Genomic DNA, 16352 nt, shown 5'->3' with positions numbered 1-16352 from the left:
TTGTTGATCTTTAGTTCAGTAACGACTCTGCGGTTTCTTTATTCGTCACCAGACAGTTAATATAACTGCCGTTTAATGCACCAAGAATACCAGAGTATTTTTCTTCGCCCATCGCGATACCCACGGAATAGCGAGCATTTTTCAGTTTCGCCATCTCAATAGCGATCGTTTTCTCGCTCATGGCGGTTTCTACCGTCGCACCATCAATATTGTAGAAACGTGAACAGATATCGCCAGCAACGCGACGGGCATTGAGGTCGTCGCTCTCTTCGCTGCCATAAAATGCGTGCCAGTTAGCGCCATCGCGAATCTCCGGAGAGCCAATGCCCACCAGCGCGACGTCCAGATTTTCCCAGTAAGCGGCGATGGTTTTAAAGTGATGAGACTGCATAATCCCGTTACGAATTAATGTGTTATCCAGAAGCGCCGGAAAATCGGCGAGATGCGATTCGGCTTTCAGCTTCGCTGCTGCGCTGTAGGTCAGCGTATTAACGTGGTAGCGGCTCTCCAGTTTGCCGGATGGGCCACCGATAATCGGCACGCAGATAACCTGGCGGGAGTGGCTGGCCTGTGGCAAATTTTCCACCAATGCCCGCACCGCGCGCCCCCAGGAGAAACCGACGATATCACCCGGCTCCAGCAATCTGTCAACCAGCTGTGCGCCGTGTTGGCCGATAACGTTGAGCTGATCCTCTTCCTGAAGAGAATCACAGGCCGCCACAACGGCCTCTTTGAGACCAAATTTTTGTTTTAGCTGCTGCTCAAGCCACAGGTTTTCGTTGTAGTCATAGTTGATGGCGATGGTGACGATGCCCTGCTCGCGGCCACGCTTCAGCAGGCGGCTGATGGTGGTGCGATAGATCCCCAGCTCGCGGGCGATCTGCGCCTGGGTCATATCCTGCTCATAATAGAGTTGGGCGATTTTCACAATCAGGCGGATATCGTCGCTATTTTCTATCGTCATCTTTCGACTCCTGCACATTTGTGCAAATCACATATTTTCTGCTCTGATCTGATATAACCCGATCAAGAGCGGACTTTAAAGCAATTTTCATCTATTTCATGCTGATATGCTGACGGTTTCTGTTGCACATTTGTATTCTGGCGAGGTGGTTTATGGCACTTTTGTGCTGATGACGCTAACGGCCTGATTCTCCTTTATTTCACTGGGTAAAGTTGCCTCCGGTTTAATGGCACACTTTTGTGTTGAAAGGCGTGATAGATCACATTTAGCGTGAAGCGGCGAGAACGCGATTATTTTTTATTGTCCGCAAGGTAGGATATATTTCGCGTTTTAAACATAAACGCATTCAAGTTTTATCAGGGCGGCATGCGCGTAAATTCCTGGAGGTATAGATTTCTATGCCTCCGGGATGAGTGAACGTAGCCAACACAGAGACAACTTGAAGGATAATCTGTTTCAGGAGAGTTATGCTGCCCGATCCATCAACCCGACTTAACAAATACATCAGTGAAAGCGGAATCTGCTCGCGCCGCGAAGCGGACCGCTTTATCGAACAAGGTAACGTTTTTATCAATGGCAAGCGCGCCACTATTGGCGATCAGGTTAAGCCGGGCGATGTGGTTAAGGTCAATGGCCGATTGATTGAGCCGCGTGAAGCGGACGATTTAGTACTGATTGCGCTGAATAAACCCGTCGGTATTGTCAGCACCACCGAAGATGGCGAACGCGACAACATCGTTGATTTCGTTAATCACAGCAAACGCGTTTTTCCGATCGGTCGTCTGGATAAAGATTCCCAGGGGCTGATCTTTCTGACCAACCATGGCGATCTGGTTAACAAGATCCTGCGTGCCGGCAACGATCACGAAAAAGAGTATCTGGTGACCGTGGATAAGCCGGTAACCGATGAATTTGTGCGGAGTATGGGGGCGGGTGTGCCGATCCTCGGAACGGTGACCAAAAAGTGCAAAGTCAAAAAAGAAGCGCCGTTCGTGTTTCGCATTACGCTGGTGCAGGGGCTAAACCGCCAGATCCGCCGGATGTGCGAACACTTTGGCTATGAAGTGACGAAGCTTGAACGTACGCGGATTATGAACGTTAGCCTGACCGGCATCCCTTTGGGCGAATGGCGCGATTTGACCGATGATGAGCTGGTTGATCTGTTTAAGCTGATTGAGAATTCATCATCGGAAGCGAAACCGAAGGCAAAAGCCAGGCCGAAAGCGACCGGTATTAAACGCCCGGTGGTGACGCTCGAAAAAACCAACGGGAAACCCGCTCGCCCGGCAACGAATGGCAAGCGCTTTACCGCGCCGGGGCGTAAAAAGAAAGGGCGTTAACGCCTGCCGCGCGTTGATGTATTTGCCGACCAGGAAAACGACGCTTCAGTATCCGGTTTATAAGCCTGCTTTTTCTTTAGCTGGCGGGCCTTTTTGGCTTCGGCTTCGCGTAGCGCCATCAGTTTATCGATGTACTCTTTTTTCACGCTGTTGGTTTCCGCATTGGTCAGCGGACGCCCATGAGCGATGCGCGCGCGGTCGAGCAACGTTTTCAGTTCGCGCTGCTCGCGCTCGGTCATCTCTTTTTGGGTGATGCGGGGGAGTGCCATAATGGTGCCCTCAGGTAGCTGATGGCTTCAGTGTACGGTAAAGAGGCAGACGTCTCACTGTAAATCGTCGTGCGTCGAGGAAAATTCCGGCGGCGCTGCGCCGCCGGGGGTTGTCGATTCTCTACCGTTATTCGCGTTCTTGTGCCCTGTTGCGCGCTTTATCAGAAATCGGTTTCCCTGACCAGTAACCGGCCAGCAACGACCCGGAAAGGTTGTGCCAGACAGAGAACAGCGCGCCTGGTAGTGCTGCCAGCGGGCCAAAGTAGATTTTCCCCAGCGCGGCGGCAAGCCCGGAATTCTGCATCCCAACCTCAATCGCCAGCGTGCGGCAGGTGGATTCGTCAAAGCCAAACAGACGCTCGCCCCAGTAGCCGCCGAGCAGGCCAATGGTGTTGTGCAGGATCACCGCGATAATCACCACCAGGCCGACGGAGGCGATATGCGAAGCGGAACCCGCCACCACGGCGCAGATAATCGCCAGAATACAAACCATTGAAAACGCCGGGAGGAATGGTTCCACCGCCCTCACCACTTTTGGCAGTAGGTGATGCACCACCAGCCCCAGCGCAATCGGGATCACCACGATTTGCAGAATACTGAGCAGCATCCCCATCACATCCACCTGAATATGCGCATCCACGTACAGACGCGTCAGCAGCGGCGTCGCCACCACGCCGACCAGCGTGGAGACCGATGAGATAGTCACCGAGAGCGCGACATCGCCTTTAGCCAGAAAGATCATGACGTTGGATGCCGTACCGCTGGCGACGCTACCGACCAGCACCATCCCGGCAGAAAGCTCCGGCGGCATCTGAAAAATCAGCGCCAGCAGCCAGGCGGCAAATGGCATCACCAGATAGTGCAAAAAAATACCCGCCGCGACCGGCGCGGGACGGGAGAGAACGCGTTTAAAGTCATCCACTTTCAGGTGCACGCCCATGCCGAACATAATCAGCATCAGCAGCGTGGGAACCCACGGACCAACGGGAGTGAAAGTGGCGGGTGTGTAATACGCGATAACGGAGAGCAGTAGCGCCCATAATGGGAACAACCGCGTAAGCGTGGCGAGCATAGTGTTTTCCTTGCGATTGACTTGCCATACTCAGGAAAACCCAAGTGATGGTGAGTCCGTTGTGTTGATCTTGTTATAAATAGGCCGGGTCACGCCCGGCCAGAGGTATTGTTTATCGTGAGAAGGGAGATTATTCAAATAAATTATGGTGAAGTTTTTGCACCACTTTCTCGGCATCCGCCCCCGGCACCAGGAAGCACAGGTTATGGCTGGAGGCGCCGTAGCAAATCATACGAATGTTGAACGGCTCCAGCACAGAGAAGACCTCTTTACCAACGCCGCAGGCTTTTGACAGTTCGTTACCAATCAAGGCAATCAGCGCCAGGTCCTGCTCGACCTCTACGCGGCACAGGGACGACAGTTCGGTCAACAGCGCCTGGGTCAGCAGCGTATCGCCAACCGAGGTTGAGCCGGTGGTATCCAGGGTTAGCGCCACGCTGACTTCTGAGGTGGTGATCAGATCCACGGAGATATTATGCCGCGCCAGAATACTGAAGACTTCGGCGAGAAATCCGCGTGAGTGCAACATATTCAGGCTGTGCAGCGTCAGTAGCGTCTGTCTGCGACGTAGCGCCAGAGCGCGGAATAGCGGAGGGTGTTCGGTGGTTTTGCACACCAGCGTGCCGCCGGCCTCAGGCGCTTTGCTGGAACCGACAAATACCGGAATATCGCTGCGCACGGCGGGAAGCAGGGTCGCCGGATGCAGCACTTTCGCGCCGAAGGTCGCCATTTCCGCCGCTTCTTCAAAGGCGATAACGTCAATGCGCTTGGCTGCCGGAGCGACGCGCGGATCGGTGGTGTAGATGCCCGGAACATCGGTCCAGATATCAACGCGGGTCGCCTTTAACGCTTCGCCCAGCAGAGCGGCGGTATAGTCGCTGCCGCCACGGCCCAGGGTGGTGGTACGGCCTTTGGCTTCGCTGCCGATAAAGCCCTGGGTGATCACCAGTCCTTCCGCAAGACGCGGAGCCAGCAGTTGCTGAGTTAATTCAGCAAGCGCGGCGATATCCGGTTCCGCACGACCAAAGCGATCGTTGGTGCGCATTATTTTACGCACGTCGAACCACTGGGCGGCGATACCGCGCTCACGCAGGATTTCGACAAACAGCAACGTGGACATCAATTCACCGTGGCTGACCAGTTCATCCGTCAGCGCGGTCGAACTGGCCAACGATGCGGCTTCCGCCAGCGCGGTGATATTTTCCAGCAGGCGCTCAATTTCCTCGCGAATTACGTTCGGATAGCGCAGGCGTTCCAGAATATTGAACTGGATCTGGCGTATGGCATCGAGCTTTTCGAAGCGTTCGGTCGGCTCCAGCCCTTCCGCCAGCGCGACCAGAAGGTTGGTCACGCCCGCAGAGGCGGAAAGCACCACCACGCGGGTACTGGCATCGAGCAGCGCGACCTCTATGCTGCGGTTCATGGCATCGAAATCGGCAACGCTGGTGCCGCCGAATTTGGCTACAACTAAATCTGTCATAACAACCTCGTGTCAGGGGCCTGACTTATTAAAACGCTTCCTGACAATTCATACTGATGGGGCAGGAGGCCGCCGGATTGCAAAAAATGTCTTAATAAGTCAGGCCAAATTATTCAGCCATGGCACAAGGGAAGAGCGAAAAACAGGGTGGGCGCAGAGCGATAAACAAACTACGATGTCACCCAGAAGTGCTCCACCTTGTAGACTCGCATCGCTGATGCGGCGAGTATGAAACGCCCGACTGCGAACGTTTCTGGTGACAACCCAGGGGATTCAGCCCCTGCGGCCGGTGATGGGCGTAACCAGACGCTTTTCACCTCGGCGTTGCTCCCCCTCACGTATTTTCTCCGGACTGGTTCCTCCAATACGGTTACCTGGGCAACGCACCTCTTCTGGCAATTACCGACGTCTTTCACTTTGCCTGGGGTCATCCCCCCTGCAATACTCTTTCGCTGTAGCGTGAAATTCGCGATCGATACATACCGACGTCTTGTCGGTACTGCCGTTATATAAAGGCTTCAGACGAAGTATGTCAATGTCAGGGTTATGCGGATTTTTCATGCTCAAGTTACTGACAGAAAAAAGCCTTATGATGGCTATATTGGCAGAGACATTTTGCGCCAAATAGCCTCTGTTCCTGACGCGTATCATAGGCATAACACAAAAATCATCACAATTTTTCGCCACCGGCGCTACAATCGACCGCAGTCACAATTCTCAAATCAGAAGAGTATTGCTAATGAAAAACATCAACCCAACGCAGACTTCTGCCTGGCAGGCATTACAGAAACATTTTGATGAAATGAAAGACGTTACTATCAGCGATCTTTTCGCCAAAGATAGCGACCGTTTCTCTAAATTCTCTGCGACCTTCGACGATCTGATGCTGGTGGATTTCTCTAAAAACCGCATCACCGAAGAGACGCTGGCAAAATTGCAGGATCTGGCGAAAGAGACCTTCCTGGCCGACGCCATTAAATCAATGTTCTCTGGCGAGAAGATTAACCGCACAGAGGACCGCGCGGTGCTGCACGTTGCGCTGCGTAACCGTAGCAATACGCCGATTCTGGTTGATGGCAAAGATGTGATGCCGGAAGTGAACGCGGTGCTTGAGAAAATGAAAACCTTCTCAGAGGCCATTATCTCCGGCAGCTGGAAAGGCTATACCGGCAAAGCCATTACCGATGTGGTGAACATCGGTATCGGCGGATCTGACCTTGGTCCGTTTATGGTGACCGAAGCGTTGCGTCCGTACAAAAACCACCTCAACATGCACTTTGTCTCTAACGTCGATGGTACCCATATCGCCGAAGTGCTGAAGAAAGTGGACCCGGCAACCACGCTATTCCTGGTGGCTTCCAAAACCTTTACCACGCAGGAAACCATGACCAACGCCCACAGCGCGCGCGACTGGTTCCTGGCGACCGCGGGTGATGAGAAACACGTGGCGAAACACTTCGCTGCGCTTTCCACCAACGGTAAAGCGGTTGGCGAGTTCGGTATTGATACCGCCAATATGTTTGAGTTCTGGGACTGGGTCGGCGGTCGCTACTCTCTGTGGTCGGCGATTGGTCTGTCTATCATCCTGTCTGTCGGCTTTGACAACTTCGTTGAACTGCTTTCCGGCGCGCATGCGATGGACAAACATTTCTCCACCACCCCGTCTGAGAAAAACCTGCCGGTGCTGCTGGCGCTGATTGGTATCTGGTACAACAATTTCTTCGGTGCCGAAACCGAAGCGATTCTGCCGTACGATCAGTATATGCACCGTTTCGCCGCCTACTTCCAGCAGGGCAATATGGAATCCAACGGCAAGTATGTTGACCGTAACGGCAATGCCGTGGATTACCAGACGGGCCCAATCATCTGGGGCGAGCCGGGCACCAACGGTCAGCACGCGTTCTACCAGTTGATCCATCAGGGGACCAAAATGGTGCCGTGCGATTTTATCGCCCCGGCGATGACCCACAACCCGCTGTCTGACCACCATCAGAAACTGCTGTCTAACTTCTTTGCGCAGACCGAAGCGCTGGCGTTCGGTAAATCCCGTGAAGTGGTTGAGCAGGAATATCGCGATCAGGGGAAAGATCCGGCGACGCTGGAGCACGTGGTGCCGTTCAAAGTGTTTGAAGGCAACCGCCCGACCAACTCCATCCTGCTGCGTGAAATCACGCCGTTCAGCCTGGGGGCGCTGATTGCGCTGTATGAGCACAAGATCTTCACCCAGGGTGTGATTATGAACATCTTCACTTTTGACCAGTGGGGCGTTGAGCTGGGTAAACAGCTGGCTAACCGCATTCTGCCGGAGCTGAAAGATGGCAGCGAAGTGAGCAGCCACGACAGCTCGACCAATGGCCTGATTAATCGCTACAAATCCTGGCGCGTATAATCAGACGGATGCCTGAATGCCGGCCCATGTGGCCGGCATTTTTGTTTAGAGTCGTCGCAACAGTTTCGCCGGGTTTCCTGCCCACACGCCTTTCTCGGTAATTGACCGGGTAACCACGCTGCCCGCGCCTATCACTACGCCATCGCAAATGCTGATCGCCAGAATGGTCGCGCCGCTGCCGATCGACACATCGTTGCCAAGGACAATTCTTCCCCAGCTTTCGCGGTCGGCATTCGGTTTGCCATCGCGGAACATATCGTTGGCGAACATCACTCCGTGACCGATAAAGCAGCGTTCGCCTATGGTGACATACTCGCAAATAAAAGTATGGGACTGAATTTTGCTGTCTCTGCCAATATGGGTATGGCCCTGAATTTCAACGAAGGGGCCAACAAAAACATTATCGCCGAGCGTGCAGTCGTAGAGGTTAGCGGGTTGGTAAATCACCACATTCTCTCCGCTGGTGACGTTGCGAATAGCGGTTTCACGAAAGGTATGCATGTTGCCTCTCAGAGTGGTTTGGCCAGAATATGTAGCGTGCTGTGTTGGGTAGCGGAATGAAAAACGGTGTCTTTGATGTGCCGCATTCCCTGACGTTCATAAAAACGTCGGGCACCGGGATTTGCCGCGAGCACCTCCAGCCATAGCCAGCTTTCGCCGGCCTCTTTTGCTTGTTTTTCGATGGCGCTAAAAAACTGCTCGCCATAGCGTAGCCCCGTCGCGCCAGGCATCAGGTAGAGCTTATGCAGCAGCGTGCCGGATGGACCCCCTGGGTTAATATCCTGGCGGCAGGTATATTTAGCGAAGCCGATGGGCTGCTCTGCCTGCGCAATCAACCAGCGGGACTTCTTATCGGAGAGGCTGCGCGCCAGCGAGGCGACGGAATACTCCTGCTCCAGGAAAAGCGCCAGTTCGTCGGCGTTATGCCAAAGGTGAGCGAAGTGGTGGCGGTAGCTGGCGTTGCCCATTTGATTGAGCAGGGCTGCGTCTTTTGGTCGCGCAGTGCGAATTTTCAGCATGATTATTTCCTTTTTAACCCGCAAACCTGACGAACGATTGTTACATTTACGCCAACGGTGGCAAAAATCTAACGAATAATGTCGATCTTGATCACATTTTTACGTTATACAGGTTACATGGAATCATGATGATGAGGTGTGTATATGGCGCCGGTTTATCGTCCGTTGGTCAATTTTATCGCCACGGCAATGCAAACGATTTTGAATCTTGGCCTGGTATGTCTCGGGATCATTCTGATCGTTTTCCTGGGCAAAGAGACGCTGCATCTGGCGCACGTATTGTTCACCCCCGATCCGGTCAGTAAGTACAAGCTGGTGGAAGGGCTGGTGGTCTATTTTCTCTATTTCGAGTTTATTGCGCTGATTGTGAAGTATTTCGAATCGGGGTTTCACTTCCCGCTACGCTATTTCGTCTATATCGGGATCACCGCTATCGTGAGGCTGATTATTATCGATCATGAGTCGCCGATGGCGGTGCTGATTTACTCCGCGGCGATCCTGATTCTGGTGATTACGCTCTGGCTGTGTAACTCCAACCGTCTGAAACGCGAGTAAAAAAAAGCGGCCACAAGGGCCGCTGACCAACAGTCACAAATATCATTTATGTCGGGTCCAGTTGAGGGTCGCAGTGGCATTTGCCTTACTTTTTCAGATGAGGGCGGTGGCTGCCGTACCCGGTTGGGGGCGCGTACGGCGACTGAACCACCGACCCTCTTCTGAAATTTGGGGCGGTATACTCGTCATACTTCAGGTTGTTGATGCATTGACCGCTCCCGTTTGCCCCGGTCACATAGCGCTCTATGCTCCGGGGATAAGCGGGGGGTATCGCCTTCCCGCAACCTGAATTATTTAGAGTATCTAACAATAAAACTTAACCTTTCACTCCGCCTGCCGTCAGACCGTTAACTAACCAGCGCTGGGCCAGCAGGAACACCACGGTAATCGGGATGGCGGAGAGTACCGCGGCGGCGGCGAAGTCGCCCCACAGATAGTTTTGCGGGTTGAGATACTGCTGCATGCCGACGGCCAGGGTGTAGCTGTTCACATCGCGTAGCAGTAGCGAGGCGACCGGCACTTCAGTAATCGCGGCGATGAACGACAGAATAAACACCACCGCCAGAATCGGCACCGACAGCGGGAGCAGCACCAGGCGGAACGCCTGCCACGGGGTGGCGCCATCCAGCGCCGCCGCTTCTTCCAGAGAGCCATCGATGGTTTCGAAGTAACCTTTAATCGTCCAGACGTGCAGCGCAATACCGCCCATATAGGCGAAGATTACGCCGCCGTGGGTATTCAGACCGACGAACGGAATATACTGGCCGAGACGGTCAAACAGGGCATACAGCGCGACCAGCGACAGAACCGCCGGGAACATCTGGAAAATCAGCATCCCTTTCAGCAACGTGGCTTTACCCGGAAAGCGCATGCGGGCAAAAGCGTATGCGCAGGTGGTAGAGAGCGCGACGATGCCAATGGCGGTAATACCGGCCACCTTGATGGAGTTCCACAGCCACAGCAGGACCGGGAAGGGGGGCGGCGTAACCCGGCCATCAGCATGTTCAACGCTAAAACCTAACGCCAGCCGCCAGTGCTCCCAGGAGATACGTTCCGGGATCAGGCTACCGGTGGCGAAGTTACCTTCGCGCAGAGAGATAGTGATAACCATCAGCAGCGGGAACATAATCGCCGCGATAAAAATCAGTAGCAGGAGATGCGTGATGAACAGGCGCAGCTTCTGAGATTTGGGTTGAACCATAGCCATAATATTTTTACTCCCCTTGATACCGCTCCAGGTTATTTTGCTTGCCATTTTGAACTCAGGCAGTGCTCAGGCAAAAGTCACCGCGTTTTGAACGTCCTTCAGGACGACCCGAAGGGTGAGCGTAGCGAATAATCCTCACGTACTACCTGTACGCGCCGGTTCTTCCACGCTGGCCGAGCTCTGGCTGGCCGCGCCAATGACGCCTGGTTATTCCAGTTAATCAAACTTCATACGTGTGGCTTTCAGGTTAACAATCGCCAGCGCGCCCACCAGCAGGAAGATCAGCGTGGCGATAGCCGCAGCCAGGCCGAAATCCTGACCGCCGCCGCCTTCAAAGGCGATACGGTAGGTGTAGCTCACCAGCAGGTCGGTATAGCCCGCAGGCGTGGTCGTGCCGAGGCGATCCGGTCCGCCGTTGGTTAACAGTTGAATCAGCACGAAGTTGTTAAAGTTGAAGGCGAAGCTGGCGATCATCAGCGGCGTTAGCGGTTTAATCAGCAGCGGGAACGTGATCTTAAAGAAATTCTGCAACGGGGTTGCGCCGTCCATTGCCGAGGCTTCATATAAGTCGTCAGGAATCGCTTTCAGCAGGCCCATGCACAGGATCATCATGTATGGATAGCCCAGCCAGGTATTGACGATGATGATCATGGCGCGCGCGGTGGTCGGGTCGCTAAACCAGGCCGGCTTGATGCCGAACAACGCGCTGAGCATCATGTTGATCTCACCGAAGCTCTGGTTGAATAACCCTTTGAAAATCAGAATCGAGATAAATGACGGTACGGCGTAAGGCAGAATCAGCAGGACGCGATAAATCGCTTTGCCTTTTAAGGCTTCCCACTGGACGAGGCAGGCGAGCACCATGCCTACCGCCACGGTCAGGATAACGGTCAGGAGGGAGAAGACCACTGTCCAGACGAAAATGGCGAAGAAGGGTTTCTGGATACCTTCATCCTGGAACACGCGGGTGAAGTTGTCCCAGCCAATGGCGACGGTATAGCCAGGACTCAGCTTCTCACTCCCCCAGCTACCGTCGGCGTTAATCGCCTGGTAGAAACCGATTCCGGCGTTAGGGCGATATTTCACGCCATTCTGGTTATTCGTCAGCGTACCGTCCCCGGAGAGCGTATACAGCGGCTGCGTGCCGGAGAACTGACGCAGGGAGCTCATAATGACTTTGCTTGCGTCCGGCAGTACGGCGGTCAGTTGGTTCAGGGCGATACGGTTTTGCGTAATGATGCGCAGGTTAGCGCGTTCGCCTTCTGGCAAGGTATCGGCTTCTTTAAGGGCAAGCTTCTGCTCGCCACCGAATTTAAAGACGTCGGAAAGATAATGTTTACCGCTTTCGCTATCGGTCAGCGCCAGCTTCCACTCCTCTCCCGCCGGGTAAAGCGCGAAGTTGTAGGTTTTACCCGCCTGGAAGGTGCGATCCATCAGTACCTGCTGCGCGCGTTCGAAGGTCAACTGGTTGGTGCTGCTGTAGTTGGTGAAGGCGATGGCGATGGTGCAGACCAACGGGAACAGAACGAACAGCCCCATCCCGGCGAGACCCGGATAAACGTAGCGCCAGGCATAGGTCTTGCGGTTTGAAAAAATGTACAGGCCAACCGAGCTTAAAATCAGCGTCATGATGGCAAACAGGTACTCCCCCTGGGCATACATCAAAACAACAAGGTAACCTATCAACAGGCCAAGCAAACCAATCACAGACCATGTCAACTGCGGGCTTTGCCACCAGTGTTTCTTTTTTACGACATCCATGGGGATCTTCCTCTTTACACTTTTTCTTTCGTGCTACCTCTTTGTTGGCTGCGAATGCGCACCCCAGTCACATACTTATGTAAGCTCCTGGGGATTTGCATCCTTGCCGCCTCGATGTAGCGCGAATGATTTCGTGTAACAACGTATTCAATAAACCTTATTTCTTAAGAAATAAGAGAAACTGTATTACTTGGTGATACGAGCTTGTGCATCTTTCAGCGCGGCGTCGACGGTCTGACGACCGCTGGCGGCGTTGATCACTGCGGTACGAACGGCATACCAGAACGCGGACATCTGTGGGATGTTCGGCATGATTTCGCCTTTCTGGGCGTTCGCCATGGTGGCGGCGATACGCGGATCTTTTTCCAGTTTCTCCTGGAAAGATTTCAGAGCGACGGCGCCCAGCGGTTTATCCTTGTTCACTGCGTCCAGGCCCTGGTCGGTCAGCAGGTAGTTTTCGAGGAACTCTTTCGCCAGTTCTTTGTTCGGGCTGGCGGCGTTAATACCGGCGCTCAGTACGCCAACGAACGGTTTGGACGGCTTGCCTTTGAATGTCGGCAGCAGCGTCACGCCGTAATTGATTTTGCTCTTGTCGATGTTTGACCACGCCCACGGACCGTTGATGGTCATCGCGGTTTCGCCTTTATTGAATGCCGCTTCCGCGATGGAATAATCGGTGTCGGCGTTCATGTGTTTGTTTTTGATCAGGTCGACCAGGAAGGTCAGGCCCGCTTTCGCGCCAGCGCTGTCCACGCCAACGTCCTTCACGTCATATTTGCCGTTTTCAAATTTGAATGCGTAGCCGCCGTCGGCAGCAATCAGCGGCCAGGTGAAGTACGGTTCCTGCAGGTTGAACATCAGCGCGCTCTTACCTTTCGCCTTCAACGTTTTATCCAGCGCTGGAATTTCTTCCCAGGTTTTCGGCGGATTCGGCACCAGATCTTTGTTATAAATCAGCGACAGCGCTTCTACGGCGACCGGATACGCGATCAGTTTGCCGTTATAGCGAACCGCATCCCAGGTGAACGGATAGAGTTTGTCCTGGAAGGCTTTATCCGGGGTGATTTCCGCCAGCAGTCCGGACTGCGCATAGCCGCCGAAACGGTCGTGGGCCCAGAAGATGATGTCCGGACCGTCGCCAGTCGCGGCAACCTGCGGGAATTTCTCTTCCAGCTTGTCCGGATGTTCTACGGAAACGTGAATACCGGTATCTTTTTCAAACTTTTTACCCACTTCAGCGAGGCCGTTGTAGCCTTTGTCGCCGTTAATCCAGATAACCAGCTTACCTTCTTCAATTTTTGCGAGGGCAGAGGCGGAAAACATCATCGTGGTCAATGCAGACAGCGCGAGGATGCGAGCGCCAGTTTTGATTTTCATATACCCGTCCTATTTGGTGATGTGCTCGTGGATACACTTAAGTGGCTTGACGATAATGAGTGTCCTTTTTTAACAACCTCTTTCCATCCTCCCCATCTCTACGCCCCTTCCTTCGTTTATGTGATCTCCATTACAGAAATGCCATTTATGCGCTCTGGAGCACATAAAAATGCTGCTCATTTTGTCGTCCATATCACGAAATGAACCGCATCCCGTTCTCCCAACCAGCGAGATGGCATCTCTCATCCTCCCGCCTCCTCCCCCATAAAAAAGCCGGGGGTGGAGGATTTGCCGGATTCACGAATGCCGCATAGTCAGCCCATCTTGAATGTGTCGTTAAGTGACAGGTTGTAACGAAGGGAGAAGGGCATGGCGAGCGTACAACTGCGGAATGTAACGAAAGCCTGGGGCGAGGTGGTGGTCTCGAAAGACATTAACCTTGAGATCCAGGATGGGGAATTCGTCGTGTTTGTTGGCCCATCGGGCTGCGGTAAATCCACTCTGCTGCGTATGATTGCCGGGCTGGAAACGGTGACCAGCGGCGATCTGCTGATTGGCGATACCCGCATGAATGATGTCCCGCCCGCCGAACGTGGTATCGGGATGGTGTTCCAGTCCTATGCGCTTTATCCCCACCTTTCCGTCGCGGAAAACATGTCTTTTGGCCTGAAGCTGGCCGGCGCGAAAAAAGAACTTATTAACCAACGTGTTACTCAGGTGGCGGAAGTCCTGCAACTGGCCCATCTGCTGGATCGCAAACCGAAAGCCCTTTCCGGCGGTCAGCGGCAGCGTGTGGCGATTGGTCGTACCCTGGTTGCCGAACCACGGGTTTTCCTGCTGGATGAACCGCTTTCTAACCTCGATGCCGCGCTGCGCGTGCAGATGCGTATTGAGATTTCCCGGCTGCATAAGCGCCTCGGGCGCACGATGATTTACGTCACCCACGACCAGGTCGAAGCGATGACCCTTGCCGACAAGATTGTGGTACTGGATGCCGGTCGCGTCGCGCAGGTCGGCAAGCCTCTTGAACTCTATCACTATCCGGCGGATCGCTTTGTCGCCGGTTTTATTGGCTCGCCAAAGATGAACTTTCTGCCGGTTAAAGTCACCGCCACCGCCATTGAGCAGGTGCAGGTGGAACTGCCTAACCGTCAGCAAATCTGGTTGCCGGTGGACGGCGCCCGCGTTCAGGTCGGCGCCAATATGTCCTTAGGTATTCGCCCGGAACATCTGCTGCCCTGCGATATCGCCGATGTCACCCTCGAAGGCGAGGTTCAGGTGGTCGAGCAGCTTGGTCACGAAACGCAAATTCATATCCAGATCCCATCCATCCGTCAAAACCTGGTGTACCGCCAGAACGACGTGGTGCTGGTAGAAGAGGGAGCCACATTCGCCATCGGTTTGCCGCCTGAGCGTTGCCATTTATTCCGTGAGGATGGCACCGCCTGTCGTCGGTTGCATAAAGAGCCGGGCGTGTAGGGCTTCTAATTAAAAAAAACGTGCACCCTGGCGCGCCGCTAAACCGGCGCAACAACAGGTGAAGCGTTCAAAGAAAAGCAATGATCTCAGGAGATAGAATGATGATGACTCTGCGCAAACTTCCACTGGCGGTCGCCGTTGCGGCAGGCGTTATGTCCGCCCAGGCGTTGGCCGTTGATTTCCACGGCTATGCGCGTTCCGGTATCGGCTGGACCGGCAGCGGCGGTTCACAGCAATGTTTCAAAGCCACGGGCGCTCAAAGTAAATACCGTCTCGGTAATGAATGTGAAACCTATGCTGAGCTGAAGCTGGGCCAGGAATTATGGAAAGAGGGTGACAAGAGTTTTTATTTCGATACTAACGTCGCTTATTCCGTAGACCAACAGGATGACTGGGAAAGCACCTCTCCGGCGTTCCGTGAAGCCAATATCCAGGGTAAAAACCTGATTGACTGGTTACCCGGTTCAACCCTGTGGGCCGGTAAGCGCTTCTACCAGCGGCATGACGTTCATATGATCGACTTCTACTACTGGGATATCTCTGGCCCGGGTGCCGGTCTGGAAAACGTCGACCTTGGCTTCGGTAAACTCTCTCTGGCGGCCACGCGTAACTCAGAAAGCGGCGGTTCGTATACTTTCTCCAGCGATGACACTAAGAAATACGCATCTAAAACCGCGAACGATGTTTTCGACGTGCGACTGGCAGGTCTGGAAACTAACCCGGGTGGTGTTCTGGAATTAGGTGTCGACTACGGACGCGCCAACCCACAGGACAACTATCGCCTCGCCGATGGCGCGTCGAAAGATGGCTGGATGTTCACCGGTGAACATACGCAGTCTCTCTGGGGCGGCTTTAACAAGTTTGTGGTTCAGTATGCTACCGACGCGATGACCTCCTCGGGTAACGGCCACTCTCAGGGCACCAGTATTGATAACGATGGCAGCATGATCCGCGTTCTGGATCACGGTGCGATGGACTTCAATGACGACTGGGGCCTGATGTACGTTGCGATGTATCAGGACGTCGATCTGGACAGTAAAAATGGTTCGACCTGGTACACTGCGGGTATTCGTCCAATGTATAAATGGACGCCGATTATGAGCACCCAGCTGGAAATCGGTTACGACAACGTGAAATCCCAGCGAACCGGCGAACGCAACAACCAGTACAAAATTACCCTCGCTCAGCAATGGCAGGCAGGTAGCAGCGTTTGGTCCCGCCCGGCGATCCGTATTTTCGCCACCTATGCCAAATGGGATGAAAACTGGGGTAACAGCACAACCACAGGTCTGCAAACGAAAGATAGCAGCGGTAATGGTCTCCTGACCGACAGCCGTGGTAGCGATAGCGAAGTAACCTTCGGCGCGCAGATGGAAGTCTGGTGGTAATACCGTCGTAATCACGTAGTGACACGGAGGGGCTTACACCCCTCCTGATTAT

Annotated in this window: 14 protein-coding genes and 1 riboswitch; of the genes, 5 read left to right on the top strand and 9 right to left on the bottom strand. The window is 53.9% G+C overall.

The window, feature by feature from the left end; genetic code table 11:
* Positions 1 to 10: 10 nt before the first annotated feature.
* A complete protein-coding gene (locus tag FE839_RS11110; RefSeq protein WP_138360878.1) occupies positions 11 to 964 on the bottom strand; it encodes a sugar-binding transcriptional regulator in 954 nt (317 codons plus the stop codon).
* A gap of 467 nt (positions 965 to 1431) precedes the next feature.
* On the opposite strand from FE839_RS11110, the gene rluF reads away from it, so the two are divergent.
* Entirely contained in the window at positions 1432 to 2304 is an 873-nt protein-coding gene (gene rluF / locus FE839_RS11105; protein ID WP_138360877.1) for a 23S rRNA pseudouridine(2604) synthase RluF, read from the top strand.
* On the opposite strand, the gene FE839_RS11100 is transcribed toward rluF, so the two are convergent.
* The 3 genes from FE839_RS11100 to lysC form a co-directional block, all read right to left on the bottom strand.
* The gene (locus FE839_RS11100; protein WP_138360876.1) at positions 2301 to 2573 is read right to left on the bottom strand and encodes a YjbD family protein; all 273 of its coding nucleotides are present in this window, start codon (positions 2571 to 2573) and stop codon (positions 2301 to 2303) included. The two genes, rluF and FE839_RS11100, sit on opposite strands and share 4 nt — an antisense overlap.
* 127 nt (positions 2574 to 2700) lie before the next feature.
* Positions 2701 to 3645 (bottom strand): ketopantoate/pantoate/pantothenate transporter PanS, encoded by a 945-nt coding sequence (gene panS, locus FE839_RS11095; protein ID WP_138360875.1) that lies wholly within the window; start codon positions 3643 to 3645, stop codon positions 2701 to 2703.
* A 130-nt stretch (positions 3646 to 3775) separates the two neighbouring features.
* A complete protein-coding gene (gene lysC / locus FE839_RS11090; RefSeq protein WP_138360874.1) occupies positions 3776 to 5125 on the bottom strand; it encodes a lysine-sensitive aspartokinase 3 in 1350 nt (449 codons plus the stop codon).
* A 178-nt stretch (positions 5126 to 5303) separates the two neighbouring features.
* Positions 5304 to 5525, bottom strand: a riboswitch (Lysine riboswitch).
* A gap of 339 nt (positions 5526 to 5864) precedes the next feature.
* Between lysC and pgi the strand changes: the two genes are divergently transcribed.
* Positions 5865 to 7514 (top strand): glucose-6-phosphate isomerase, encoded by a 1650-nt coding sequence (gene pgi, locus FE839_RS11085; protein WP_138360873.1) that lies wholly within the window; start codon positions 5865 to 5867, stop codon positions 7512 to 7514.
* 45 nt (positions 7515 to 7559) lie between these two features.
* Here pgi and FE839_RS11080 read toward each other — a convergent pair whose 3' ends face one another.
* A complete protein-coding gene (locus FE839_RS11080; protein ID WP_138360872.1) occupies positions 7560 to 8015 on the bottom strand; it encodes an acyltransferase in 456 nt (151 codons plus the stop codon).
* Positions 8016 to 8023: 8 nt separating this feature from the next.
* Entirely contained in the window at positions 8024 to 8533 is a 510-nt protein-coding gene (locus FE839_RS11075) for a GNAT family N-acetyltransferase (RefSeq protein ID WP_138360871.1), read from the bottom strand.
* 144 nt (positions 8534 to 8677) lie between these two features.
* Between FE839_RS11075 and psiE the strand changes: the two genes are divergently transcribed.
* Positions 8678 to 9088, top strand: coding sequence for a phosphate-starvation-inducible protein PsiE (gene psiE / locus FE839_RS11070; RefSeq protein WP_138360870.1), 411 nt, complete (start codon positions 8678 to 8680; stop codon positions 9086 to 9088).
* Between the two features lie 316 nt (positions 9089 to 9404).
* Here the strand turns inward: psiE and malG are convergent, their stop codons facing one another.
* From malG to malE, 3 genes are all read right to left on the bottom strand, one after another.
* Positions 9405 to 10295, bottom strand: coding sequence for a maltose ABC transporter permease MalG (gene malG / locus FE839_RS11065; protein ID WP_138360896.1), 891 nt, complete (start codon positions 10293 to 10295; stop codon positions 9405 to 9407).
* Positions 10296 to 10511: 216 nt separating this feature from the next.
* Positions 10512 to 12056 (bottom strand): maltose ABC transporter permease MalF, encoded by a 1545-nt coding sequence (gene malF, locus FE839_RS11060; protein WP_138360869.1) that lies wholly within the window; start codon positions 12054 to 12056, stop codon positions 10512 to 10514.
* A gap of 186 nt (positions 12057 to 12242) precedes the next feature.
* Positions 12243 to 13433, bottom strand: coding sequence for a maltose/maltodextrin ABC transporter substrate-binding protein MalE (malE, locus tag FE839_RS11055; protein WP_138360868.1), 1191 nt, complete (start codon positions 13431 to 13433; stop codon positions 12243 to 12245).
* 369 nt (positions 13434 to 13802) lie between these two features.
* Between malE and malK the strand changes: the two genes are divergently transcribed.
* Both malK and FE839_RS11045 read left to right on the top strand, forming a co-directional pair.
* A complete protein-coding gene (gene malK / locus FE839_RS11050) occupies positions 13803 to 14912 on the top strand; it encodes a maltose/maltodextrin ABC transporter ATP-binding protein MalK (RefSeq protein WP_138360867.1) in 1110 nt (369 codons plus the stop codon).
* 98 nt (positions 14913 to 15010) lie between these two features.
* Complete coding sequence (locus FE839_RS11045; protein WP_138360866.1) at positions 15011 to 16300, top strand: maltoporin; 1290 nt, start codon at positions 15011 to 15013, stop codon at positions 16298 to 16300.
* Positions 16301 to 16352 lie beyond the last annotated feature (52 nt).

Origin of the sequence: Klebsiella indica (assembly GCF_005860775.1) — a bacterium.
Lineage (GTDB): Bacteria > Pseudomonadota > Gammaproteobacteria > Enterobacterales > Enterobacteriaceae > Klebsiella > Klebsiella indica.
Note: the sequence above shows the minus strand (reverse complement) of the source record. Positions and strands in the feature narration are given on the sequence as shown.